The sequence below is a fragment of the Chryseobacterium sp. BIGb0232 genome, assembly GCF_024810195.1.
In the GTDB taxonomy this organism is placed as follows: domain Bacteria; phylum Bacteroidota; class Bacteroidia; order Flavobacteriales; family Weeksellaceae; genus Chryseobacterium; species Chryseobacterium pennae.
On record NZ_JANUEH010000002.1, the window covers coordinates 717198 to 739059 of the forward strand.

28 protein-coding genes are annotated in these 21862 nt (G+C 34.7%); 6 read left to right on the plus strand and 22 right to left on the minus strand.

Going from position 1 to position 21862, the window contains the following annotated elements:
* Positions 1–201: 201 nt before the first annotated feature.
* Positions 202–1376 (minus strand): IS3 family transposase gene (locus tag M2372_RS09240; RefSeq protein ID WP_228455736.1). Its coding sequence is split into 2 segments (ribosomal slippage): positions 202–1109 and positions 1109–1376, totalling 1176 coding nucleotides; the frame shifts between segments, so codons are not numbered across the junction.
* Positions 1377–1435: 59 nt separating this feature from the next.
* Here M2372_RS09240 and M2372_RS09245 point away from each other — a divergent pair.
* A complete protein-coding gene (locus M2372_RS09245; RefSeq protein WP_259080739.1) occupies positions 1436–1840 on the plus strand; it encodes a zinc-binding dehydrogenase in 405 nt (134 codons plus the stop codon).
* A gap of 208 nt (positions 1841–2048) precedes the next feature.
* Here M2372_RS09245 and M2372_RS09250 read toward each other — a convergent pair whose 3' ends face one another.
* The 4 genes from M2372_RS09250 to M2372_RS09265 form a co-directional block, all read right to left on the minus strand.
* Positions 2049–2816, minus strand: coding sequence for a glucose 1-dehydrogenase (locus M2372_RS09250; RefSeq protein WP_123320018.1), 768 nt, complete (start codon positions 2814–2816; stop codon positions 2049–2051).
* Positions 2817–3090: 274 nt separating this feature from the next.
* Positions 3091–3804, minus strand: coding sequence for a dihydrofolate reductase family protein (locus M2372_RS09255; RefSeq protein WP_123320019.1), 714 nt, complete (start codon positions 3802–3804; stop codon positions 3091–3093).
* A 17-nt stretch (positions 3805–3821) separates the two neighbouring features.
* Positions 3822–4580, minus strand: coding sequence for an SDR family NAD(P)-dependent oxidoreductase (locus M2372_RS09260; protein WP_228455737.1), 759 nt, complete (start codon positions 4578–4580; stop codon positions 3822–3824).
* A 116-nt stretch (positions 4581–4696) separates the two neighbouring features.
* A complete protein-coding gene (locus tag M2372_RS09265) occupies positions 4697–5260 on the minus strand; it encodes a Crp/Fnr family transcriptional regulator (protein WP_123320021.1) in 564 nt (187 codons plus the stop codon).
* A gap of 297 nt (positions 5261–5557) precedes the next feature.
* Here M2372_RS09265 and M2372_RS09270 point away from each other — a divergent pair, with 297 nt between their 5' ends.
* From M2372_RS09270 to arsB, 5 genes are all read left to right on the plus strand, one after another.
* A complete protein-coding gene (locus M2372_RS09270; protein ID WP_123320022.1) occupies positions 5558–5719 on the plus strand; it encodes a Na+/H+ antiporter NhaA in 162 nt (53 codons plus the stop codon).
* Positions 5720–5885: 166 nt separating this feature from the next.
* Positions 5886–6215: a helix-turn-helix transcriptional regulator gene (locus M2372_RS09275; protein WP_123320130.1), complete on the plus strand. Its 330-nt coding sequence runs from the start codon at positions 5886–5888 to the stop codon at positions 6213–6215.
* A gap of 66 nt (positions 6216–6281) precedes the next feature.
* Positions 6282–6746 carry a DUF6428 family protein gene (locus tag M2372_RS09280; protein WP_123320023.1) on the plus strand — a complete coding sequence of 155 codons (465 nt, stop codon included), beginning with the start codon at positions 6282–6284 and terminating at the stop codon, positions 6744–6746.
* A gap of 19 nt (positions 6747–6765) precedes the next feature.
* On the plus strand, positions 6766–7380 hold the full coding sequence (locus M2372_RS09285; RefSeq protein ID WP_123320024.1) for a low molecular weight phosphatase family protein: 615 nt from the start codon (positions 6766–6768) through the stop codon (positions 7378–7380).
* A 4-nt stretch (positions 7381–7384) separates the two neighbouring features.
* The gene (gene arsB / locus M2372_RS09290) at positions 7385–8419 is read left to right on the plus strand and encodes an ACR3 family arsenite efflux transporter (RefSeq protein ID WP_123320025.1); all 1035 of its coding nucleotides are present in this window, start codon (positions 7385–7387) and stop codon (positions 8417–8419) included.
* A gap of 29 nt (positions 8420–8448) precedes the next feature.
* Here the strand turns inward: arsB and M2372_RS09295 are convergent, their stop codons facing one another.
* From M2372_RS09295 to M2372_RS09375, 17 genes are all read right to left on the minus strand, one after another.
* Complete coding sequence (locus M2372_RS09295; RefSeq protein WP_123320026.1) at positions 8449–9144, minus strand: VIT family protein; 696 nt, start codon at positions 9142–9144, stop codon at positions 8449–8451.
* Positions 9145–9207: 63 nt separating this feature from the next.
* Positions 9208–10377 (minus strand): DUF3570 domain-containing protein, encoded by a 1170-nt coding sequence (locus M2372_RS09300; protein WP_123320027.1) that lies wholly within the window; start codon positions 10375–10377, stop codon positions 9208–9210.
* Between the two features lie 28 nt (positions 10378–10405).
* Positions 10406–10633: a DUF4266 domain-containing protein gene (locus M2372_RS09305; protein WP_123320028.1), complete on the minus strand. Its 228-nt coding sequence runs from the start codon at positions 10631–10633 to the stop codon at positions 10406–10408.
* 43 nt (positions 10634–10676) lie between these two features.
* On the minus strand, positions 10677–11603 hold the full coding sequence (locus M2372_RS09310) for an FAD:protein FMN transferase (protein WP_123320029.1): 927 nt from the start codon (positions 11601–11603) through the stop codon (positions 10677–10679).
* 3 nt (positions 11604–11606) lie between these two features.
* The gene (locus M2372_RS09315; RefSeq protein ID WP_123320030.1) at positions 11607–12053 is read right to left on the minus strand and encodes a thioredoxin family protein; all 447 of its coding nucleotides are present in this window, start codon (positions 12051–12053) and stop codon (positions 11607–11609) included.
* Positions 12054–12130: 77 nt separating this feature from the next.
* Positions 12131–12493: a hypothetical protein gene (locus M2372_RS09320; RefSeq protein ID WP_228455738.1), complete on the minus strand. Its 363-nt coding sequence runs from the start codon at positions 12491–12493 to the stop codon at positions 12131–12133.
* A 693-nt stretch (positions 12494–13186) separates the two neighbouring features.
* Positions 13187–13366: a hypothetical protein gene (locus M2372_RS09325; RefSeq protein WP_123320032.1), complete on the minus strand. Its 180-nt coding sequence runs from the start codon at positions 13364–13366 to the stop codon at positions 13187–13189.
* Positions 13367–13501: 135 nt separating this feature from the next.
* Entirely contained in the window at positions 13502–13969 is a 468-nt protein-coding gene (locus M2372_RS09330; protein WP_123320033.1) for a hypothetical protein, read from the minus strand.
* On the minus strand, positions 13969–14934 hold the full coding sequence (locus M2372_RS09335; protein WP_123320034.1) for a heme-binding domain-containing protein: 966 nt from the start codon (positions 14932–14934) through the stop codon (positions 13969–13971). Before M2372_RS09335 ends, M2372_RS09330 begins: the two co-directional genes overlap by 1 nt.
* 33 nt (positions 14935–14967) lie before the next feature.
* On the minus strand, positions 14968–15345 hold the full coding sequence (locus tag M2372_RS09340; RefSeq protein WP_123320035.1) for a putative quinol monooxygenase: 378 nt from the start codon (positions 15343–15345) through the stop codon (positions 14968–14970).
* A 23-nt stretch (positions 15346–15368) separates the two neighbouring features.
* Positions 15369–16001 (minus strand): NAD(P)H-dependent oxidoreductase, encoded by a 633-nt coding sequence (locus tag M2372_RS09345; protein ID WP_123320036.1) that lies wholly within the window; start codon positions 15999–16001, stop codon positions 15369–15371.
* Positions 16002–16066: 65 nt separating this feature from the next.
* Positions 16067–16510 (minus strand): nuclear transport factor 2 family protein, encoded by a 444-nt coding sequence (locus tag M2372_RS09350; RefSeq protein WP_123320037.1) that lies wholly within the window; start codon positions 16508–16510, stop codon positions 16067–16069.
* 70 nt (positions 16511–16580) lie between these two features.
* Entirely contained in the window at positions 16581–17588 is a 1008-nt protein-coding gene (locus M2372_RS09355) for a VOC family protein (RefSeq protein WP_123320131.1), read from the minus strand.
* A 209-nt stretch (positions 17589–17797) separates the two neighbouring features.
* Positions 17798–18655: an SDR family oxidoreductase gene (locus M2372_RS09360; protein ID WP_123320038.1), complete on the minus strand. Its 858-nt coding sequence runs from the start codon at positions 18653–18655 to the stop codon at positions 17798–17800.
* A 116-nt stretch (positions 18656–18771) separates the two neighbouring features.
* Positions 18772–19350, minus strand: a complete 579-nt coding sequence (locus M2372_RS09365) for a Crp/Fnr family transcriptional regulator (RefSeq protein WP_123320039.1) — start codon at positions 19348–19350, stop codon at positions 18772–18774.
* A gap of 499 nt (positions 19351–19849) precedes the next feature.
* On the minus strand, positions 19850–20962 hold the full coding sequence (locus M2372_RS09370; RefSeq protein ID WP_123320040.1) for an SMI1/KNR4 family protein: 1113 nt from the start codon (positions 20960–20962) through the stop codon (positions 19850–19852).
* A 141-nt stretch (positions 20963–21103) separates the two neighbouring features.
* A complete protein-coding gene (locus tag M2372_RS09375; protein WP_123320041.1) occupies positions 21104–21601 on the minus strand; it encodes a DoxX family protein in 498 nt (165 codons plus the stop codon).
* Positions 21602–21862: the final 261 nt, after the last annotated feature.

Sequence of the window (21862 nt, forward strand, 5' to 3'; positions counted from 1 at the left end):
GTACTTAATGAGACAACTATCAAGTAGTTGTCTCTTTTTTTATGCATATAAAGACTTATTAATCAAATATTTAAATATTGATTATTTTTAGTTCGATTTTTCAACAAGAATTTTGAGCCAATTACGATTAAATTGACTCAAAAGCGCTACTAGAGGCATTAAACCATTATTTGGATATGCAAATAAAAAGTACAGTATAAGTTAAGCTACATTTTGATAAATTTTGTTTTGAATATTAAATTCTTCTATTGTTTGGTAGCTCAGGGCACTATGCCGTCTTTTTTTGTTGTACCAGATTTCGATGTATTCAAAGATTTCAAGTTCCATTTTTTCTTTGGTGATGAGTTTGTTTCCATAAATAAGTTCCATTTTTAAAGATTTGAAAAAACTTTCAGCCACCGCATTATCCCAGCAATTTCCTTTGCGACTCATACTTCTTGTAACTCTATAAAATTCCAAAGTATTTGTAAATTTTCTGCTTGCATATTGAACCCCTCTGTCACTATGAAAAATTAGTCCTTCCCCAACTTTCCTGTTTCTTACAGCCATTTTCCATGCTTTAAGGCTTGTTTCCTCGGTACTCATTCCGCTGCTCAAGCTCCATCCAATGATTTTTCGGTCATACAAATCAATAACTGTTGTCAAATACAAAAATCCTTCTCTGGTTTGAATGTAGGTAATATCAGAAAGCCAAACTTGCGCGGGTTTCTCTGCAATAAAATTCCTGTCCAACACATTTTCTACCACCAAATAATTGTGTTTAGAGTTTGTTGTCACTTTAAATTTCTTGCTTAATTTACTTCTCAAACCCAACTCTTTCATATATTTTGCAACAGTTATTCTGGAGATTTTATAGCCTAAAGAATTCAATTCAAAAGTAATCCTTGGACTTCCGTAATGTTGTTTTGACGAAAAATAAATTGAAGTAATCCGCTTTTTTGTTTTTTCTTTCAAAAGCAATTTCTTACTGCAAGGTCTGCTTTTCCATTTGTAATAGCCACTTGAACTTAGTTTTAAAACCTGGCACATCTTTTCAATCGGGAAAATAGATTCATTATTTTTTATGAACTTATATTTCATCGACCGCTCTTGGAGAAGATGCCGATTGCTTTTTTTAATATATCACGTTCCAGCTCTGCATCTTTGAGCTTTTTCTCCTGTTCGTAGATTTTTTCCTGTTCGGGTGTTAGTTTTAAATTTCCATTCCCCGGAAAGCTACCTTCTCCAAATTCTTCATACTCTTTACGCCATTTGTAAAGTAATGTGACTGCAATTCCCAATTCTCTTGCGAGTTCTGAGATATTACTTCGCTCATTGCTCAGTTGAACAGCTTTGGTTTTAAATGTTGGATCATAGATTTTTCGCTCTCGTTTCATAAGGTAAAATTAAGGTTTTATGCTTAACTCTAACTGGAAGCTAAATTAGTATATCCAGAATCGAATATGCAAAAAAATGGGGTGCTCAAAAAGTAATAGATTACTCAAAGGAAGATGTATTGCTACAAAATCGCTTTTATGATATTGTTATTGATCTATCCGGTAAAATGGGCTACAATAAGGCTAAAAAAATAATGAAACCTAAATCAAAATTTCTAAATCCAACACCTAAGCCTATCGAAATTCCTACCTCAATTTTCAAAAATCTATTTTCAGGTAAAAAACATATTATTGTTTTAGCCAGCCCATCTATAAAATATACCGAAAAATTGGTTGCTGCGGTGGACCAGGGACTGCAGATTGAAATCAATAGAATATTTCAGTTCGACCAGACACAAGAAGCTTATCAGTATGCAGAAAATGGCGGCTTCATCGGAAAAGTTATTGTAGAATTAAATTCTTAAAATAAGTTCAGTATATTAAAAACAAAAACGACCGCCCAAATTAGAGCGGTAGTTTTGTATATACTAAACAATTGCATTTTTTTCAAGACTAATTATAAGATGCTTTTGAAAACAAAAATTATTGTAGGCCAAATTGCTCCTCACAAAAACTGAAATGGTTATCCGTAAAGGAGAGATCCGAATATTGAAATCTCCATTTTATTAATCTCTAAAATTTCCCCGCACTTTGGCCACCATCGACAGGTAAGATGACGCCGGTGATCTGATTGGAGTTTTCAGAACAAAGCCACACTGTTGCATTGGCGACATCTTCAACTTCAGAAAGTTGACCTGTGGGAATCATTGCGATAAAGTTATTTATCTCTTCCGGATTACGGGCAAGAAATTCTTGGGCAAGAGGAGTCTTGGTAGGTCCTGGCGATACCACATTTATTCTTATCCCTTTAGATGCATATTCTAAAGCTGCACATTTGGTAAGATGATTTACCGCAGCCTTAGACGAAGCGTAATCAGATTTATTCTGGTGAGCTACTGCACCGAGGACCGATGAAGTATTCACAATGCAACCACCACCTGTTTTAAGCATTGCTTGTATCTCATACTTCAATGCGTAATATACACCATTAAGATTTATGTTGATAGTTTTTATCCAATTTTCGGATACTGTGTCTGCTAAAGGTGTGAATTCTGATGGAATTCCGGCATTATTATGTGCAAAATCCAATTTTCCAAATCGGGATACAGTTTCAGCGATCAAGGATTGAACATCAGATTCATTGGAAACATCGCATTTAAAAAAAGCTGCATTTCCGCCCATATCAGTAATAATTTTGACTGTTTCTTTGCCTCCTTCTTCATTTAAGTCTGATACCATAACGCTGGCTCCTTCTTTTGCAAATAAAATTGCACTTGCACGACCAATCCCTGAAGCCGCACCTGTAACAAGACCAGCTTTTCCTATCATTAATTTTTCCATTTTCTAATTTTTTATGTAACGTGTAGTTTTTGAGCCTATCTAATACGACTGACCTTAACTGAGCTATACAAATTTAATAAGAAATTGAAGCGATTATTTTGATATATGTCAAAATCGAACCTTTTAAAGGGACAATTTAATTCTAATTAAACGGTTTTATCGGTCATAATTTTTTTTCAATCTCAAAGATCAATTGCTATCTATAGTTCAAAAAAAATCCATCAGTAACTTGATGGATTCGATGTCATTTTTTTAATTATATAAAATACATTTGCTAAATTTTATGGATATCGTATCTTAACCATAGCAGTCCAGCCTCTAATTTTTGTACATCTTTAAGAGCCAAAGTTTGTCCTGTTGTCGGGATATCTCCTTCTTTTCCTTTATATTCAAAAATTGAGGAAATCCCAGATAGACCATCCAATCCCGGATAAAGTACAATACTCAATTCATCGATCGCTCCTGCATTTAGAAAAGTACCGTTTAAAATCCCTCCTCCTTCAAGTCTTGCACGTTTTATTGCAAAGTCACGATATAATATTTTCATTGCAAGATCAATGTCAGTACCATTTGATCCGGCAAACAGATAAGATATTCCTAAGTCTTTTAGAAAATTTAGATATTCTTCAGTAACTGATTGCCCAAGTACGACAATAATTTGATCCCCTTCAAAAGTATTGTTTGAAAATTTGATCATTCCTTTAGAATCGAAAATGACACAATATCGATCACTGATTTTCTGATCTACATATGAAGAAAAATCTTTTGCAGGACTGTCTGTCTCAGATACAAAAACTTCAGTTAAACCCATTGACTGTACTGTTCCTTTTCCAATCATCCAGGCATCTGATTTAATTTTTCTTCCCAGATCTAAATATATATCCAGTGCCAGATCCTGGTTTTCTGTTTGATACAATTTACTGTATCTTTCTATCTGTAATCTTCCGTCAAGTGAACTGATCATATGACAAATTATTTCGGGTTTCATTGTACTTATTTTTAATATTAAAATTTCCCGGCGCTAATTCCGCCATCTATAGGTATAATGATACCGTTTATTTGATTTGATAGATCCGAGCAAAGCCATACTACGGTGTTGGCAATGTCTTCAGCGTTACTAAATTTTCCCGTAGGTATTATTGACGTGTATTTTAGAGCCTCCTCAGGATTATTGTCCACAAAAGCTTGCGCTAACGGAGTATTTACGGGGCCTGGCGCAACAGCATTTACTCGAATTCCTTTTTCTCCATACTCCAAAGCGATACATTTGGTAAGTTGGTTCAAACCCGCCTTGGCAGAGGAGTAGGCACACATATTTTTATAGCCATCAAGACTGGTTGCCGAAGAAGTGTTGACAATTGACCCTCGATTACCTGACCTAATCATTTCTCTGATCTGATGTTTCATAGCATAATAGACACCTGACAAATTGATATTCAAGGTTCGTAACCAATCTTCTGAACTGCTTTCTAACAATGTAGCAGATACAGCTGGAATTCCAGCGTTATTATGAGCAAAATCAAGACTTCCAAATCTTTCCACCGTTGCTTTAACTAACGCCTCAATATCAGATTCGATCCCAACATTACATTTAAAGAAATCAGCGGTACCTCCCAAATCTTTAATCATTGTAACAGTTTCCCAACCATCTACCTCATTAAGGTCCGATACCATTACGTTGGCTCCTGCATTTGCAAGCGCAATTGCACTTGCACGACCAATCCCGGACGCCGCACCAGTCACCAGTCCCGATTTTTTTTCCATCTCTTTTATCATAAACGCTAAACAATAATTGTCCTATATTTTTATAGTTAGAACAGATAACTGTTCTGTGAGTTTACAAATGTATGACGATAATTGAATACTTTTTTTGACATTTGTCAAAATCGGCTCCTTATGCGGCTCAATGTTTCTTGTGTAACTCCAAGGTAGGAGGCGATATGACCTAAATTGATCCGCCTGAAAATATCGGGATTTTTTGTAATCAAAGATCTATAACGATCTTCTGCATTTTCCGTTTGAAGAGAAATAATTCTTTCTTCGAGGAATTCACACAGAAATTCTGCGATCTTTCTGCCTACAGCGTTGAATTCCGGATAACGCATATAAATTTCAGCTAAATTTTCAGTGGTAATGGAGTACAAAACAGTATCTTCCAAAAACTGAATATTCTCAAACGAAGTTTTTTTAGCATAGAAAGGTAAAATGGAACCTATGAGCTCATCTTCTTTACCAAACCAACTATTGATTTCTTTATCATTTCTTAAAAAAAAGCCTCGCACCAAACCTTTTTCAATCACAAACAAACTAGAATTTATTTGACCCTTTTTGAGAAAAAAATCGTTTTTCTGTTTTACGATTCTCGTAATTTTTGAATATAGATCGTGTTCTACCTCACTAGACATTGTTCCATATTTTTTTAATTGCTGTATTAAAGGATTCATAAAATTTAGATTGTTATAACAAATTTTCAAAGAGATAATTTAATTAAAGTTTAGTATTTAAGCATCTCTGATAAAGATAATAAAAAATTAACCACGTGTTACGGTATATCTTATTTTCTTATCCTTATAAAATAATCTGGAAGGATCCGTCAGTATGATCACTATAAAAATAATCAGGTAAACATTTATTGGTTTCCCTTATATGAAAATAGAATGTATCAGATCCAAACAAATGTTATAAAGGTACATAACTAACTTAACTACAATATAAAACCGATCAATAAGATCGTTCAACCGATGCAGAGATCTATCCAGCAGGATGAATCTGGAGTTCTTCTTTTGGGGATTAGTGTTATACTGGCATTAATAGTAGCCAATTCTCTACTGCCCCACACTTACCACGCAATTCTAGAACAGTCTTTTGGTGTTCGTTGGAAAAATGAAACCTATTTTGAATAATATTCATCATTGGATTATGTCAGTTTTCTTCTTTGTTGTCGGTCTTAAACTGAAGCTGGAGATTATTGACGAAGATCACTCCAACATCCTTCAAGCTATTAAAAAATTTAAAATTAAAATTCATATCAAATATTATCGTAATATTGCAATATCAATATATATAGATATGGGACTGACCAAAACAGAAATATTTTCAGACGAACAGAATCATCTTGCTTCTCTGTTTAAAGTTTTGGCACATCCTGCCAGAATTGCAATCCTTCAGTATATAATCAATCAAAAAGCCTGTATCTGTAATGATCTAGTGGACGAATTAGGATTAGCGCAGGCAACTATCTCGCAGCATCTGAAGGAATTGAAAAGCATAGGAATCATTCAGGGAACGATTGAAGGTAAATCTGTCTGTTACTGTATTGAAGAAAAAAAATGGAAAGAAGTACAAGCACTATTGAATCAATTTTTTGAACAGGATGTAAAAGTTGGGCAATGTTGCTAACAGCTTTTTTTAATTATTTTAACATCGTCATATTGCAATATATTAATTAATTTAAATCTACTTACTATGAAATTATCAAAAATCAAAGAAATCTTACCAACATTAGATAATGTTGAATTTCAGTTGGAAAATGGAGAATTTGTACCTGAACACTTCCACGTAACGGAAATCGGAATTATTACAAAAAACTTTATCGATTGTGGGGGAACCATCAGAAATGAAAAAGTAATCAATTTTCAGTTATGGAATGCTAATGATTTTGAACACAGACTAAAACCTGCGAAATTATTAAACATCATTCAACTCTCTGAAGAGCAATTGCACATCGAAGATTCTGAGATTGAAGTGGAATATCAAAGCACAACCATCGGAAAATATGATTTGGATTTTAACGGAAGTCATTTTATTCTGAAAAATAAAGAGACCGCTTGCTTGGCTCAGGACGCTTGCGGAATTCCGACAGAGAAACGAAAGGTAAAACTTTCTGGGCTTACCAGTTCTAACTGTACGCCAAATTCAGGTTGTTGTTAAAATCAAAAAATCAGTCGCTATGTATAAAGATTTAGTTGAAACAATTAACAAAATTGTTTCTGTTCAGAATATCAATGAGGAACGCAAAGCCATATTGCAACCATTAATAGATTTCATACAGCATAAAGTAAATAACGGACAGGAAATAAACCTAAATTTCATTTGTACACACAATTCACGCAGAAGCCACTTATCGCAAATTTGGGCACAAACGGGAGCGAATTATTTCAATATTCCAAACGTTCATTGTTATTCGGGAGGCACTGAAGAAACGGCTTTATTTCCGAAAGTAGCTGAAACACTGACGAATCAAGGTTTTAATATTTTTAAAATCTCGAATGAAAGCAATCCCATTTACACGATAAAAATTGGTGATAATACTTTACCTGTCATTGGATTTTCAAAGAAATACGACAGTCCGTTCAATCCTTCATCAGATTTTGCAGCTATTATGACCTGTTCACAGGCAGACAGCGGATGTCCTTTTATTGCAGGAGCAGAAAAAAGAATTCCTATCACTTTTGATGACCCGAAAATTTCTGACAGTACACCGGAACAAGCGCAGGTTTATGCAGAGAGAAGTCTTCAAATTGCCTCTGAAATGTTTTACGTTTTTTCTATGATTAAAAAATAGTATAATGCAGCCAAAATTAAAATTTCTCGACCGCTACCTTACGCTTTGGATTTTTTTAGCAATGCTTTTAGGTATTGGTTTAGGGTATTTCTTCCCCAATATATCTAACGTTACAAACTCCTTTTCTGTAGGAACGACTAATATTCCTTTAGCAATAGGATTGATCTTAATGATGTACCCGCCACTGGCAAAAGTAGATTATACCTTATTACCTAAAGCCTTTAAAGATAAAAAAGTAATCGGCATATCCTTATTGCTGAATTGGGTTATCGGTACTGTGCTAATGTTTGGATTAGCCGTTTTGTTTTTAAGGAACGAGCCCGATTATATGACAGGCTTAATACTGATAGGTTTGGCAAGATGTATTGCAATGGTCATTGTTTGGAGCGATTTGGCAAAAGCAAACAGAGAATATACCGCTATGTTAGTTGCATTAAACAGCATTTTTCAGGTACTTTCTTATAACTTCTTAGTTTGGTTGTTCATCAATATATTGCCGAGCAAATTAGGATTGACTAATTTTAATGTGACTGTCTCGATGAAAGATGTCACAGAAATTGTATTTTTATACTTAGGAATTCCATTTTTAGCAGGCTTTATAAGCCGTTACTTCCTTATTAAATCAAAAGGCGTGGAATGGTATAACAGGAAATTTGTCCCTAAAATTTCACCAATTACGTTGTATGCTCTACTATTTACAATAATTGTAATGTTCAGTCTGAAAGGAGAGAAAATAATTGAACTTCCCATGGATGTGTTAAAAGTTGCCATTCCGTTAATCATCTATTTTGTATTGATGTTTTTTGTAAGCTTCTTCATTAACAAAGCATTAAAAATTCCCTACGATAAAAATGCTTCAATCGCTTTTACAGCTACAGGAAATAACTTTGAATTAGCAATAGCTGTAGCAATATCAATTTTTGGCATTCATTCAGAGCAAGCATTTGTGGGTGTTATTGGACCATTGGTAGAAGTTCCTGTACTGATACTCTTGGTAAAAGCAAGTTTATGGATGCAGAAAAAGTTCTATGTACAATAGTCGATGTTTATTTTTAACTTAAAATAAAATTAAGAAACCGTCACTCCAAAAAAATGTCCAATCAAAGCGGTAACTCCCATAGCAACCGTTCCCCAGAAACAGATTCTTAAAACAGCAATTCCTATTTTTGAACCTCCTGTTTTTGCAGAAATTGCACCTAAAATCATCAGAAATATAATCGAAAATCCATATTGGAAATAAACCATTTCTTTTATCGGGGCTAAAAGAGAAACTATAAAAGGTAATATGGCTCCCAAAGCAAACGAACCGAATGATGCAAACGCCGCCTGTAAAGGTTTTGCTTGCGTAATTTCGTTGATTCCCAATTCATCGTGGGCGTGAGCTGCTAAAGCATCGTGTTCCGTCAATTCTGTGGCGACTTTTAAAGCTGTTTCTTTACTTACCCCGCGTCTTTCATAGATTTTTGCCAATTCTCTCAGCTCTATTTCCGGCATTTCTTCGAGTTCGCGTTTTTCTCTCAACAAATCTGCTTTTTCAGTATCTTCCTGCGAACTTACGGAAACATATTCTCCGGCTGCCATAGACATTGCTCCGGCAATCATTCCTGCTAATGCGGCGAGAATAATGGTGTTTCTGTCTGGTGAAGCTGCTGCAACGCCAATCACAATACTTGTGGTAGATAATAATCCGTCGTTTGCTCCCAAAACGGCGGCACGAAGCCAGCCGACTCTGTTCACATAATGTTTTTCCAGTTGATGATGCATCACTTTTAGTTTTAATAAAACTTTGACTTGCTAATTATTTAACAAGTCAAAATTAAAATGATTTTATTTGAATCTTAAATTTAATGAAATAATATCAGACTTCATCCCGATAGATTTCGTGTAATGTCCATACCTGATTTCCACCATATTGAGTCTTGAAATTCCAAACAATCCATTTTTAGGATTTATTCTTATTCCTGCTCCGTAAAAATTGCTGCTGAATTTAGACAAATCATAATTGCTGGTGTAAAAATCATCAAATGCCGTGTGTTGCTGATAAGGCGCAAAATATTTTGCCGATGTCTGAGAATAATACCTGTAAAACGGACTCACCGAAACGAACGGCGAAATTTTCACAGGGGTTTCCAGACTGAAAGTATTTGATTTTAAGCCCCAATCATCGGTGTAATATCGGTAATACGCTCTCAGAATCACTTTGTCGCCAAAGAAATAATTAGCTCTCACACCCAATGGAATTTTAAAACGTTTATCCGGCAATGCTTCCTGATGAACAGAATTATCCTTAAAATAAACCCTGTGAAACGGCAAACTCAAATAACCGGTCTGCTGAACAGCATCGCCCAAAAACTCTACTTGAAAATTTTGATTGATGATTTGAGAATATGCCAAAGAAAGCGCATAAGTATTTCTTCCGCTGGTTCCTTCGTTGTCCGCAGTTCTCAATTCAATCGGCGCAATCATTTTTACTTGGTCCATATAGGCCTGAAATTTTGCAGTAAATTCGCCCATTCTGTTTTTGGTTTTTTGTGAAAACCCAATATTGGCACTGTAAGATTGATAATCGAACTCAAAAGAAGTGGAAACTCCTGCCATCAAAGTTGTTCCTTTTTCTGCATTTTCACGACTCCAACTGAGCGCAGGATAAATTCTGTTGTCGGCGTGAGAAGCTGATGAATTCGCTTGTAAATCAATCATATCCGAAGATGCAGAAGTATAATGATCGATCCCGACACTGAATCCGAATTTGTTTTTCCTGTCTTTCTTATCATATTTTACCATTGTTACATCAATAGTATTTGAAACATCAGATAATTTTTCAGTTCCAATTCCGCCTGTGACTGCGGAATTGTTTCCGTCCTGTTTGTAATAGCTGGAAACCAGATTGGCTTCGTCAAAAGTCAGCTTTTTGGGTTGTTCACTGCCTGTATTTTCCTGCGCTTTTACATTGAAAATTCCGAAAAGAGCAACGATACTTATGATTATTTTTTTCATTTTGATTAAATTTTACCGTTACTAATTCTTAATTACAGCCACAACCGCCACCAACTTTTCCGGCATTGGCTCCGGAAGAACCTTCTCTGTAAGACTGGAAGCTCAGTTCGGTCTTCTCAATCGTTCTGTTGCCAAGCGCCATTTCGGCATCGTTTAGTTTATTTTTTTCGTATTCTTTCACCGTTACGCAAGATTGCATCGAGGCAATTATTGTTACGGAAAGGGTTATTATCGTTATTTTGATTAAATTTTTCATTTGTTTTGAATTTGCTTTTACTATTAAAATGAAATCGATGAAATCATTTTAAATTAATGTTTTGAGACGAATAAATAGTATCCTTGTCATCGATAATGATGCATTCCAGATGGTTGATTTGGTTCACCATATTCAGTGCGGCATCAATTCCCATAATACTTAACGGAGTTGCCATTGCATCTGCAATCTCGGCGTTTGGACAAAAAACCGTCACGCTTTTCACGCCCGAAACAGGCATTCCGGTTTTCGGATTGATGGTGTGAGAATATCTTTTACCGTTGATGACGACAAATTTTTCATAATTTCCGGAAGTTGCAACCGCCATATCCGTAATGTTCATATAGGAAAACGGCTGTCTGGAATTATCGGGATCGGCAATTCCTACCGTCCACGGTTTTCCGTTCGCCTGAGTTCCCCAAGTCGTCAAATCGCCGGAAGCATTCACAATTCCCGAATTTACGCCACGTTTCTGCAATACTTGTTTAGCCATTTCAGCTGCGTAACCTTTCCCGATTCCTCCAAAACCGATTCGCATTCCTTTTTCTTTTAGGAAAACTGTCTGATTTTCTCGGTTAACAATAATGTTCTGATAATTAACGAGTTTCAGATGTTGTTTAATTAAATCAGGATTTGGGAGTTCTTTCATTTCCTTATCGAAATTCCAGAAACTCTTGTCAATTCCGCCATAGGAAATATCGAAATAGCCATCCGTAATTTTGCTTATCCTAAGGCTTCTTTCAATCAAATCAAAGATTTCCCAGTCTACTTTCACAGATTTTATTCCTGCATTTCGGTTGATGAGATTGGTCTGGCTTTCGTCGTTGAACGTTGTCAAAAGCTTTTCGATTCTCCGGATTTCGTCAATCGCTGAGTCAATATGAAGATTTGCTGAATTTTCATTATCGCTTACAACGGTAATTTCAAAAGCGTTCCCCATTAATTTTTGAGGTCTTTTGAATTCTCTCAACATATTTTAAGGTTTTTGATTGTCTTTTATATCTCTGATTTCTTTACTGAAAGCCAAAACGTTTTCCGATGGCAAACCTTCCCAACTTTTGAGGATTTTGCCGTCAGAATTCAATAAAATCGTATAAGGAAACAGTCCTTTTTGGTTGTATTGATCGGCGAGAGCGGTATTTTCCTTTTTCAGTTCTGCAGAGAGCTGATTCTTCTTGTTTCTTGGAAAATCCGCATTGATGTAAACAACAACATTTTCGGTTTCCAGCTTTTTAAATTCATCCGTTTCGATGATATTTTTATGAAGTTTGATACACGGAATACACCAGTCTGAACCGGAAAAATTAAGTAAAATAAGTTCTTTGTTTTCTGAAGCTGTTTTTTTTGCATTCTCAAAACGGCTTTGCGCCTGAACGCCAATAGACAATAAAACCATAAATATGGCTGAAGATATTGTTTTCATTATTATAAATTTATAATGAGTTTGTATTTAAAGTATAGAAGAAAGTCTGGTTTATATTAAACCAAAATTGAAACTATTTATGAATAAGAAAACCTTGGCGGTTCCCATACAGAATTTAAAAATCCTTTATAGCAAAGGTCTTCATCCTTGGAAGGAATCTTATGTAATGCCAATGAAATAAACTTGGCCTCTATAAATTCATCAAAACTGAAAGTATTATTAATTGTAAAAATCAATGCTAAAGGTGTACTATGAATAATAAATGGTAATCGTTGATCTTTTCCGTAATCTCCATCTTTCACAGGATAATCATAGTGGGTTTTTAGAAATGCGGTAAGCGTCATTTCGGGATTTAATTCTTTGTGCTCGATGTAATGCTCAATTAATTCCGGAATTTTTAAAAGCTGATACAATTCGGTTGTAGAAACCAAATATAACATTAATAACAGTATGGAAACCAGCTTTTTCACTTATTTCAAAATTAAGAAATATTATAGTTAGAATGATTTTAAATTAATAATATTAATCCATTTTTCAATAGATTAATTTCACATTAATATTGCAAAAATTAAAAATGATTTTGAAGAAATTTTGAATTTTTTAATTCTAATGATTTAATTTTTTTTTATGCAGGAATACTTACTTGCAAAATTTAAAAGACAAAAGAAGTTAAATTGATGTTCAACTATACCAATATCAATTTTTCACTATTGATTTAAACTAAATTACAATTGGTTTAATAAAAAAGAATCATTAGAAAAAAAATTCTTTTAATTCATTTTTAATTTGGCATAAACGTACCAGATCATCTATAAAAGTATTTGAAGATAATCCCGTCAAGGTCTCATGACAGGATTATTTAATTCTACAATTCCTTCTAAATCTTCCACTAAATGTTTCGATATCTCTTCGTTTATGGGTACAGAAGTCAAATGACACCAACTAAAGACAGTTGGTGTCATTTTTATTTTTCAACACTCATTCTCAGCTACTTACATAATTTATTTTACAAATAAGAAATAAAACGTAAACCATTAATAATCAGTACATTAAACACCGTTAATTAATGGTTCGACTTTTTTGTCTTGTCAACATAAAAGGAATCGAACCAAATGTAAAATAAGCTCGACTCTCTATAGTACATTAAAATATTTTTCTTTAAGAAGTTGCTTAATAGCAACATATGATATAATCTTAAAAAAGTCTGTAATCATAATTGCTTCTTCTACAGATAAGTCTATATCATCTTCTTCTTTAAGAAAACTTATTGAATCATAAATATCTATTTTTTCAATTTCTAATTTCTTTTTCATAATTGCTATGACTTAGATAAAATAAACTTTGGTACATAAAAATGTTGTCATTTAATGTTATTATGAAATGTTTCAAATCATCTATAAACATAATATCAATAGCTAAATGATTACAGAATTAGAATACAAAATACACTACTTTGACACTGTCATTTTCTGTTCAGAAATAAAATATTTTCTCAATTTTTCTTCAGAGTCATCAACTTTCGTTTTCTTCAGAGTCTTCCCTTTAAATTTTTCGTAAACAGAATTATCATTGTCAAAAGAAATTTTCTCAACAGAATAAATTTCTTTCGGGATATTTCCACCAAACCAAAGTTCATCAGATTTTTGCCTCCAAGTCACTTCATAAAGAATTGCACCTTTGGGATATTTGAAATCAGAATGTTGTTTTGCATAATCAAAAGCAATTTCATTTCCATACAAAGTTGACATTGTGCTGTCTTTTGGCTTGATCGAGAACGTTATCGGATGCATCAGCAAAGGATTTTCTTTCAATTCGTTGCTCTGTTGGATTGATGCATTAATGTTAAGTAATTCCTGAGACTTTTCACTGCAGGAAATGATTAAAATAAGAATCAAAAACAATCTGTATTTTTTCATTATTTCTGAATTTTTTTGAGTTGTGAAATTAAATACAAAGGCGATGTAAAAACATAATCTCTATCTGCCATTGGCTTGTGACATTCGATGCATTCTTTATCAAAATCCGGCGTGTCTCCATAAGGTTTCAGGTCATTTCCTTTCCATCTTCCCCAAGCCCAACCTTTGGTTTTTTCATATTTTTTCGCATCTTTTACCATAAATTCCACCTGAACAAAATCTCCGGTTGCCACGCTTCCATCTTTTTTCACCAACTGTTTCCAAGCTGTTTTTGCAAATGCAGTTCCATCCGGCCAAGGATTCGTATGTTTCTCTTGAATCGCTTTTACCGCAATATCATTTCCGAAAATAATACGCATTGTTCCATTGTCAAAGCGGTCGGTTGTGCTGATGGCTTTCCAGTTTCGGTAATCAGGAATATATTGCAAACCGTTTGGAGAAGGCTTTACAGTCGGATGTTTAAGTTCTCCTTTAATCCAAGAATTGTATTGCTTTTCCGCCGAATTGATTTGTGAACTATCCGAAACTTTTCTTGGAGAAAGTGATAATGCATAATTTTTAAGAATTTCAATTTGATGTTCATTCAATTTTGCAGAAGAATGAACTGCGGCATAACTCGGAATCGGCATTTCGCCAGATAAAACTTTATTTATAGCGTAATAAATCGTTGAATTCTGCTGTGGTTTTGGCCACGAATTCCATTTAGAAAAATCAAGCGCTTCACGACCTTCTTTGATGTGAGAATTGACAAAAAAATTAGCCGGTGTTATTTTATCATACCAACGTAAATTGGCTTCCGAAGAATGACAATCAAAACACGAATTTCTGAGAATTGTATTGACATCTTTGGGAACATTCACAAGGTCTTGCGTAGGTTTTCCGTCATTGATATTTTCCGGTCTGAAAAACTGAATGAGCAGAAAACCAGCAAGTAAAAACCAAATCAGTTTATTAATGTTTTTCATTCTATTAATTTAAGAATTAATCATAATCTACAATCATACCTTTCCGCGAGGGTCGTCGATATGAATTTTTGCAACGTCGTAACGAACTCCTTCTCGGTCAACAATTCTAACGTTTTTCACAACCGTACTCAAAGCTTTCAAAAATGTTTCCGAGTTTTCATGACGTTCATAAGCTTCTTCATCTTTCCAGCCTTCCAAAAGATGGAATATATTTTCATCTGTCAAATCCTGCGAGAATGCATAATAAATACAACCTTCCAGTTCGTTTGCTGCAATCATTTCGGGAATAACGGCGTTAATGAAAATTTGCCTATCATCGGGATGTACTTTGTAATAAGCGCTTACCGTGATTCCTGTGGTTTGTGTTTTATCGTGGTTATTGGATGTTCCAATTTTTTCTGAATGATTCATATTATTTTATTTAAAAGTAATGATTAAAGAAAAGTCACAAATTCTTCAAATGGTTTGCGTACTTTTTCCAGTTTTAGATTCCAGTCATTTTCCTGGTCTCTGTACCCCAAAACTAAAAGCATTGAGCTTCTTAAACCTTTTGACGGAAGTTTCAAAAATTCATCAAGTGCTATCGGGTCAAAACCTTCCATCGGCGTAGAATCTATTCCTTCAGAAGCGGCTTCAACAATCGCTAAACCCAATGCAATATTTGCCTGTTTGGCAGCATGATGAAAATTTTCCTCGATGCTCATATTTCCGAAAAATTGTTTTGAAAATTCTCTTTGTTTATCATATTTAGCAGAATCGACATTACGTTTTTTCGTCAGATAATCGAATACGTGATCGATTCTCTCTTTAGAGTATTCATCCCAGACTGCAAAAACCAAAAGATGTGAAGATTCAACTACTTGAGGCTGATTCATTGCAATGGGCAATATTTTCTTTTTTATTTCTGGATCACTGATAACGATGATTTCGTAAGGCTGTAATCCAATTCCTGAAGGAGCCAGATGAGCCGCTTTCAAAATGTTATTGATTTTTTCTGAAGAGATTTTCTCTCCCGTCATCTTTTTTGTGGCGTATCTCCAGTTCAATAATTCTATTATATTTTTCATTTGATTTTATGTTTTAAATCAAGGCAAATGATAAGTCATCACTTACCTTGATTAATTTAAAGTATTTAGAAGATGCCTAACTGACCTAAAAGTATCGTTGCGGCAGTGTAACAATGAAATGATTTTATTTTTCCGTTCTCGATTTTGAAAACATCACAACAAGGGGTCTGCATTGTTTTATTTGTCGCCGGAATAGTTCCGGAAGGTAACTCAAGCGGGCCTTTATGAGTTCCGTTTAAAGATAGTTCCACTACTACTGTATTCTCACTTTCCAAGACATAGAGATCATATAATTCCCTGTGCATATCCGGAAAAGCTCTTGCGTAAACATCTACAGTTTTGCCGATGTCCTGGCCGTAATACTTTGTTCCTGCAGATACGTCCCAGAAATAGCCGTCTTCTGCAAAAAGATCTACAAAGCCTTGCGTATCCTGTTCTTCTGCAATTCTGTACAATTCACGGATTAATGTTTCGTTGGCTGAATTTGGATTGATTACTGATGATTTCATACTATTTTATTTTAAATGTTAAAAATTGAGTTTGATTAAATTTTTTGAAAAATGGGAACAAGAATTCTGTTTATTTTTTGTTGTCTACAAAAACATATAATTTGACTGCTTTTCCGTTTTCGAAAACGAAAAGATCCATTCCTGTTACGGCATCCGGTTTTTCGGGAGTTCCGTTTTGCCAGTAGAGTCTTGCAATGTTATGATTAACGTCGACTGCTTTGATGTGAGAAAATTTAGAATTTGGACTTTTCTGTTGCAATCCATCTACAAAACCATTGATTTCTTTGTGACCGACAGCGATAAAGTGACTGTCTACCATTTCAATATTGTCCGCATAGATCTTTGACATTAATGCTTCACGTTTTTTAAGGTCTCTCTCATTCCATATTGCTAAATGTCCTTCTACTAAAGATTTAATTTCATTTTCAGAAAGTGGTTTTGAATCTGATTTTTCAGTTTGGTTTTTCACAGCATCTTTAGGTGACCATAAAATCGTTGCTGGATTTTTTTTCTCGTAGCCTTTTCCGTTCGGGTAAGAAACCAATTCCATTTTAGAACCCCAAGGTGTCACAAAATAGACCCAAGTTTCACCTTCTGTATCTCCCGATGGCATCAAAAACGGTTCTCCCAAGAATTGTACGCCTTTGCTTTTAAGATAAGCTACACTTTTGCTGATATCATTGGTATAAAAAGCAACGTGACTCGCTCCGATATCGTCTCCTCCAGGTTGTTGTGAACTTCCTTTATTGTCCTGATATTCGAATAATTCGATGTTGGCTCCCGTTCCTGCTTTTACCATTTTGAAGGATACTGGACCAGTTTTGGGATTCATACGATTATTCTTTTTCCAGGCACCATCCAAAGGAATCGGACCTAAGCTTGTTACTGCTGAAAATCCCAAAACATCCGTGAAAAAGTTCACGGCTTGTTTCATATCCGGAACGTTGATTCCCACGTGGTCGATTCCTAGAATTCCTGTTTTTTCCTGCGCTGAAGTATTTGAAACTGCTGCTGATAATAAAAGTGCACTTGCTACTGCTGCTGCGTTGGCTTTTATTTGTTTTTTTAAATTGCTCATTGTGATATTTTTTGTTGTTATTTTATAAAGCAAATCTCCGACATTCAGTGGTCTTCTTCCATTGATAAAAGCTTGAAAAAAAAGCAAACAAATGTCAATGAAATTGAACTTGGTTTAAGAGATGTTTGAGGATTGGTTTTAATATTTAGGCACAAAAAAAGGTTGAAGCATAAATTCTTCAACCTTTATCTATTAATTTTTGTAGTTAGTTAATCGCTATATTTCGCTAGCCATTTTACCTTTAATTCAGCTCTTGCATTGATGAATTCTAAATCGGTTCCCTGCGCAACAGCATCCAACGGAAAACGTAACGGACGAGAACCTTCTTTCATCTGAATTAATTCCAAAATTCCGTCTGCGATGGTTTGTGGATTCATATTGAATTCTTTCATCTTACCGAATAGCGCAGTACCAATGGCATTGAATTGTTCTGTTGCAACAGGGTCATACAAAGTTGCAATTTCTGGTTTGTCTGCATTGACTCCGGCTTTTTCGCCTGTATTCATTTCTGTCGGATAAACTCCGGGCTGGATGGAAACGTTATCGATATTGAATTGTTTTAATTCGTCCTGTAAACCTTCTGTAATGCTTTCAACGCCGAATTTTGATGCGAAATATGGAATCATAAAAGGAGATGTATGGGCACTTGCTCCGGAACTAATATTGATAATCAAACCGCTTTTATGTTTTCTCATAGAAGGCAATACCGCCTGGTAAGTTCTGATAACTCCGTAGAAATTCACTTCAAACATTTGTCGGATTTTGTCCAAATTGTATGCTTCCAATAATCCAAAGCCTGAAACAGCAGCATTGTTTACCAATACGTCTATTTTGCCATATTTTTGAAGTACTTTTTCGAAAGCATTGGTGACCGAAGCATCATCGGTTACATCAATTTCAACGACTTCAATATTCGGGAGCGCTCCCAATTCTTTGGCTACGGTTTCATTCTTCCCCGAAATGCCACGCATTCCCGCAATTACGGTATATCCTGCATTGGCAAGTGTTGTTGCTGTTAATTTTCCAAAGCCTGTGCTTGTTCCTGTGATAAAAACTGTTGTGTTCATTTTGTCTTATTTTTAATTGTTATTTTGATAAGACAAAGATGCAGGAACAGCAGGCTTTCTTCCATTGACAAAAGCTCGAAAAAATAGCAAACAAATGTCAATGAAAATGAAATTTTTTATTTCCTGAACATATTTCTACGCAGTCTGGTGAGGGTTTCAGGAGTAATTCCGATGTAGGATGCAATCATATGCTGAGGAATACGATTGACGATGTGAGGGTATTTTTCAAGGAAATTCTGATATTTTTCTTCCGCCGTAAAACTGATATTGGCTAAAATTCTGCCTTGCGAAACGATAAAACTTTTCTGAATAATCTGATTGACCATTTGATTCAGTTGAGGAATTTCAACGCAAAGCTTTTCAAAATCTGCTTTTTCGATTAAAATCAATTCTGTTGGTTCGATTGCATCGATATTAAGGCGGGACGGAGTTCCATTGATTAAACTTTCACGGTCGCCTGTCCAATAATTTTCCGGTGCAAAATTGATAATATGTTCGGTTCCATTCTCAGCAATTGAAAATGTTTTCACCAAACCTCTGCAAATAAAAGCGTTGTAATGCCAAACTTCGCCTTCCTGAGAAAGGAATTGTTTTTTACGAAGTTTTTTCAGCTTGCAGACCGATTCTATTAATTGGATTTCTTGGTCAGAAAGTTCTATTTTGTCGGTAAGGTATTTTAGGAAAATTTCGAACATTGATTTTCAGTTTCAGAACAAATTTAATTATAATTTTCCGGAAATTATAATAGTCCGATAACTATATCAAAGCATTTATAATCGTAGGACTGTAACCAAAATGTTTTTTGAATGTATAGGAAAAATGCGACAGATCTTCGAAACATTCTACAATCAAATCTGCAAAGTTGCTGAAAAATGTAAAATTGATTACTTATCCAGGTTTCTCCTCACAAGATGCTGACTACGGAGCACGAAACTATTAATAAAGATCTTTCGGAGCTTATTATGCCATAATAAAAAAGTTTTGCAATTCTTATTTAATTGGGCCCAAGTGAACCAAATCATCGATAAAAGTGTTTGAATATACGCTCGTTAAGGTCCCTTGACAGGATTATTTAACTCTACAATTCTTTCTAAATCTTCCACTAAATGTTTCGATATTTCTTCGGTTACGGGTACAAAAAACCTCTGAAATCTTTTGATTTTCAGAGGTTTTTGATTTTATATATAAGATCAGCTATTCATATTGAGATAAGATCGTTATAAACCTGCTGTCGTTTTTGTATTTTACCTTCATGGCGTTATCTATAAGGTTTGCTTCCATACCAAATCTAAGGGCTAGCTCCAGACTTTGAAAAAAAAGTTCTTCATTTCCCATATCAAAAAGGATTTCTGCCTTTGTACCATTATACAAGCCGTTTTCCGGTTCCAGGGCTAAGGCTTTATTGATATATTCAAGGCCTTTATTTGTAAGACCCGCTGTACGTAATTTATATGCTCTATTATTATAAGCCAATGCTTTTTGTGTGTGGGCCTCCAAAAGAACATCATACAATAAGAAAGCTTCCTCTAACTCACCTTTCTCCTGATAGGAAAGTGCCAGCCTTTCAATATCAAAACAATAATAATCCACAACCTCATCAAGCCCATCAGCGGCCTGTTTCAATAGAAAATGGAGGAATCTGCCTGTACCGGCTATATGGCTCACTTCATCGATTTGTAGATAGTTCTTTATATAGATTGAGTCAGCCTTATATTCACCATTCTCGTCAAAAATAAGGGAAACATCAAGACCTTCAGGATTTACATATTCCTTCGTTTCATCATCAAAGTAGAACCCAAAAACCTCACTATAAATATCTGAAATACTGTCCAGAGTAATATATCCGTCATGGTCAAAAATCCGTATAGGGTGCCCCGGCTCATTGGCATCAAATGCAAAATCATTCCCGGATCCGTCCGTTGCAAAATACAGATAATTATTTTTAACCTGTAGGCTGTAGTATTCATTCTCTATATTGCTCAATACATCAGATACATCAGAAAGTGTTATCCCCAACCCTATATTGTATTGCCCATATTTTTTGCACCATTCAATGTAATCCTCAGGATAATTATGCCTTTTGAGAATATCTATTTTTGCAGTGTTAACGGGACTTTCCTTGTCGATCCAGAAGGGGTTTCTATAATCAGCATCTGCTATAAAAACAAGAAGGAAATTAAAAAAACTGTCAAAATCAGTGATTTCAGCCAAGGCGTGTTTGCGTTTATGTATCACCTTGACCAGATTTTTCAGGTTGGTGCTAAACTCTTCTTCCGTCTTTGCTGTAAGTCCGTAATATATTCCCATTAAGCAAATATAATAAAAACAGCTATCGTTTTTTGAGAACATTTTTGGTTGAAAATCATTTAAGAATTTGATTTTCAAAAATTCTGATCGATTATATAAATAAAGACTGTCCTTTTGGGACAGTCTTTTCTATATGAATATTTACTTATTATCTGTCATAACTCTGTTTCTCAAAGTATCAATCCCAAATCCTGTACATCCCTGAAACAGAAATAGCGTCAGAAACATCAGATATAATGTCTGAGGCAGATAAAGGAAGTAGCTCAGCCAGGTAAAAGGATCCATTGCATAGATTCCTGTCTCTTTTTTAATAGGATTCAGTTCTTTAGGAATTGAATTCAGATCATGTGTAAATAAGGCTACCAATATAATAATGATTAAAAACACAGAACTTATTCGCGTCCAAAAACCCAGCATCAGAAATAAACCAAATATACATTCGCAAAAAGCTGTAAAATTGGCAGTAAACTGTGGGAAAGGAAATCCTATATTGCTTATGGTATTTAACATGTATCCCTGAAATATAGGATGAAACAGTTTATTAAATCCTGCAATAAAAAAGAACAGGCCGATTAAAATCCTGCATATGATATAAATATTGGGACTGTTTTTTTCGAAGTTTGATATTATTTTTTTCATTTTTAAATTCTTTTTGATTACATATTCATATCATTGGCATACGACCACGCCATGACTCTTGGTGGATCATGCAATCGTGAATGATATAATTGTTAAATGGTCTGGAAAAATTATACAACGTAAGATACCTTTAATTGTATCGTACTATTAAGGTTAAATTTTAGGGGGAATCCAGATAGAATTAAAAAATGAGCAATAGGGAGGATCATCATATAAAACGAATCGATGACCTAGTGCTTTACCCAGAAATTTTTCAAATCC

What these genes read in the sequence shown, in the direction of transcription:
- M2372_RS09275 (WP_123320130.1), top strand. Translation starts at nt 5,886, where the DNA reads ATGGGACTGACCAAAACAGAAATATTTTCAGACGAACAGAATCATCTT.
- arsB (WP_123320025.1), top strand. Translation starts at nt 7,385, where the DNA reads ATGCAGCCAAAATTAAAATTTCTCGACCGCTACCTTACGCTTTGGATT.
- M2372_RS09310 (WP_123320029.1), bottom strand. Translation starts at nt 11,603, where the DNA reads ATGTTGAGAGAATTCAAAAGACCTCAAAAATTAATGGGGAACGCTTTT.
- M2372_RS09320 (WP_228455738.1), bottom strand. Translation starts at nt 12,493, where the DNA reads ATGTTATATTTGGTTTCTACAACCGAATTGTATCAGCTTTTAAAAATT.
- M2372_RS09315 (WP_123320030.1), bottom strand. Translation starts at nt 12,053, where the DNA reads ATGAAAACAATATCTTCAGCCATATTTATGGTTTTATTGTCTATTGGC.
- M2372_RS09270 (WP_123320022.1), top strand. Translation starts at nt 5,558, where the DNA reads ATGCAGAGATCTATCCAGCAGGATGAATCTGGAGTTCTTCTTTTGGGG.
- M2372_RS09355 (WP_123320131.1), bottom strand. Translation starts at nt 17,588, where the DNA reads ATGAGCAATTTAAAAAAACAAATAAAAGCCAACGCAGCAGCAGTAGCA.
- M2372_RS09265 (WP_123320021.1), bottom strand. Translation starts at nt 5,260, where the DNA reads ATGAATCCTTTAATACAGCAATTAAAAAAATATGGAACAATGTCTAGT.
- M2372_RS09365 (WP_123320039.1), bottom strand. Translation starts at nt 19,350, where the DNA reads ATGTTCGAAATTTTCCTAAAATACCTTACCGACAAAATAGAACTTTCT.
- M2372_RS09260 (WP_228455737.1), bottom strand. Translation starts at nt 4,580, where the DNA reads ATGGAAAAAAAATCGGGACTGGTGACTGGTGCGGCGTCCGGGATTGGT.
- M2372_RS09370 (WP_123320040.1), bottom strand. Translation starts at nt 20,962, where the DNA reads ATGGGAATATATTACGGACTTACAGCAAAGACGGAAGAAGAGTTTAGC.
- M2372_RS09330 (WP_123320033.1), bottom strand. Translation starts at nt 13,969, where the DNA reads ATGAAAAAATACAGATTGTTTTTGATTCTTATTTTAATCATTTCCTGC.
- M2372_RS09300 (WP_123320027.1), bottom strand. Translation starts at nt 10,377, where the DNA reads ATGAAAAAAATAATCATAAGTATCGTTGCTCTTTTCGGAATTTTCAAT.
- M2372_RS09255 (WP_123320019.1), bottom strand. Translation starts at nt 3,804, where the DNA reads ATGAAACCCGAAATAATTTGTCATATGATCAGTTCACTTGACGGAAGA.
- M2372_RS09250 (WP_123320018.1), bottom strand. Translation starts at nt 2,816, where the DNA reads ATGGAAAAATTAATGATAGGAAAAGCTGGTCTTGTTACAGGTGCGGCT.
- M2372_RS09285 (WP_123320024.1), top strand. Translation starts at nt 6,766, where the DNA reads ATGTATAAAGATTTAGTTGAAACAATTAACAAAATTGTTTCTGTTCAG.
- M2372_RS09335 (WP_123320034.1), bottom strand. Translation starts at nt 14,934, where the DNA reads ATGAAAAACATTAATAAACTGATTTGGTTTTTACTTGCTGGTTTTCTG.
- M2372_RS09325 (WP_123320032.1), bottom strand. Translation starts at nt 13,366, where the DNA reads ATGAAAAAGAAATTAGAAATTGAAAAAATAGATATTTATGATTCAATA.
- M2372_RS09295 (WP_123320026.1), bottom strand. Translation starts at nt 9,144, where the DNA reads ATGCATCATCAACTGGAAAAACATTATGTGAACAGAGTCGGCTGGCTT.
- M2372_RS09340 (WP_123320035.1), bottom strand. Translation starts at nt 15,345, where the DNA reads ATGAATCATTCAGAAAAAATTGGAACATCCAATAACCACGATAAAACA.
- M2372_RS09360 (WP_123320038.1), bottom strand. Translation starts at nt 18,655, where the DNA reads ATGAACACAACAGTTTTTATCACAGGAACAAGCACAGGCTTTGGAAAA.
- M2372_RS09375 (WP_123320041.1), bottom strand. Translation starts at nt 21,601, where the DNA reads ATGAAAAAAATAATATCAAACTTCGAAAAAAACAGTCCCAATATTTAT.
- M2372_RS09345 (WP_123320036.1), bottom strand. Translation starts at nt 16,001, where the DNA reads ATGAAAAATATAATAGAATTATTGAACTGGAGATACGCCACAAAAAAG.
- M2372_RS09350 (WP_123320037.1), bottom strand. Translation starts at nt 16,510, where the DNA reads ATGAAATCATCAGTAATCAATCCAAATTCAGCCAACGAAACATTAATC.
- M2372_RS09280 (WP_123320023.1), top strand. Translation starts at nt 6,282, where the DNA reads ATGAAATTATCAAAAATCAAAGAAATCTTACCAACATTAGATAATGTT.
- M2372_RS09305 (WP_123320028.1), bottom strand. Translation starts at nt 10,633, where the DNA reads ATGAAAAATTTAATCAAAATAACGATAATAACCCTTTCCGTAACAATA.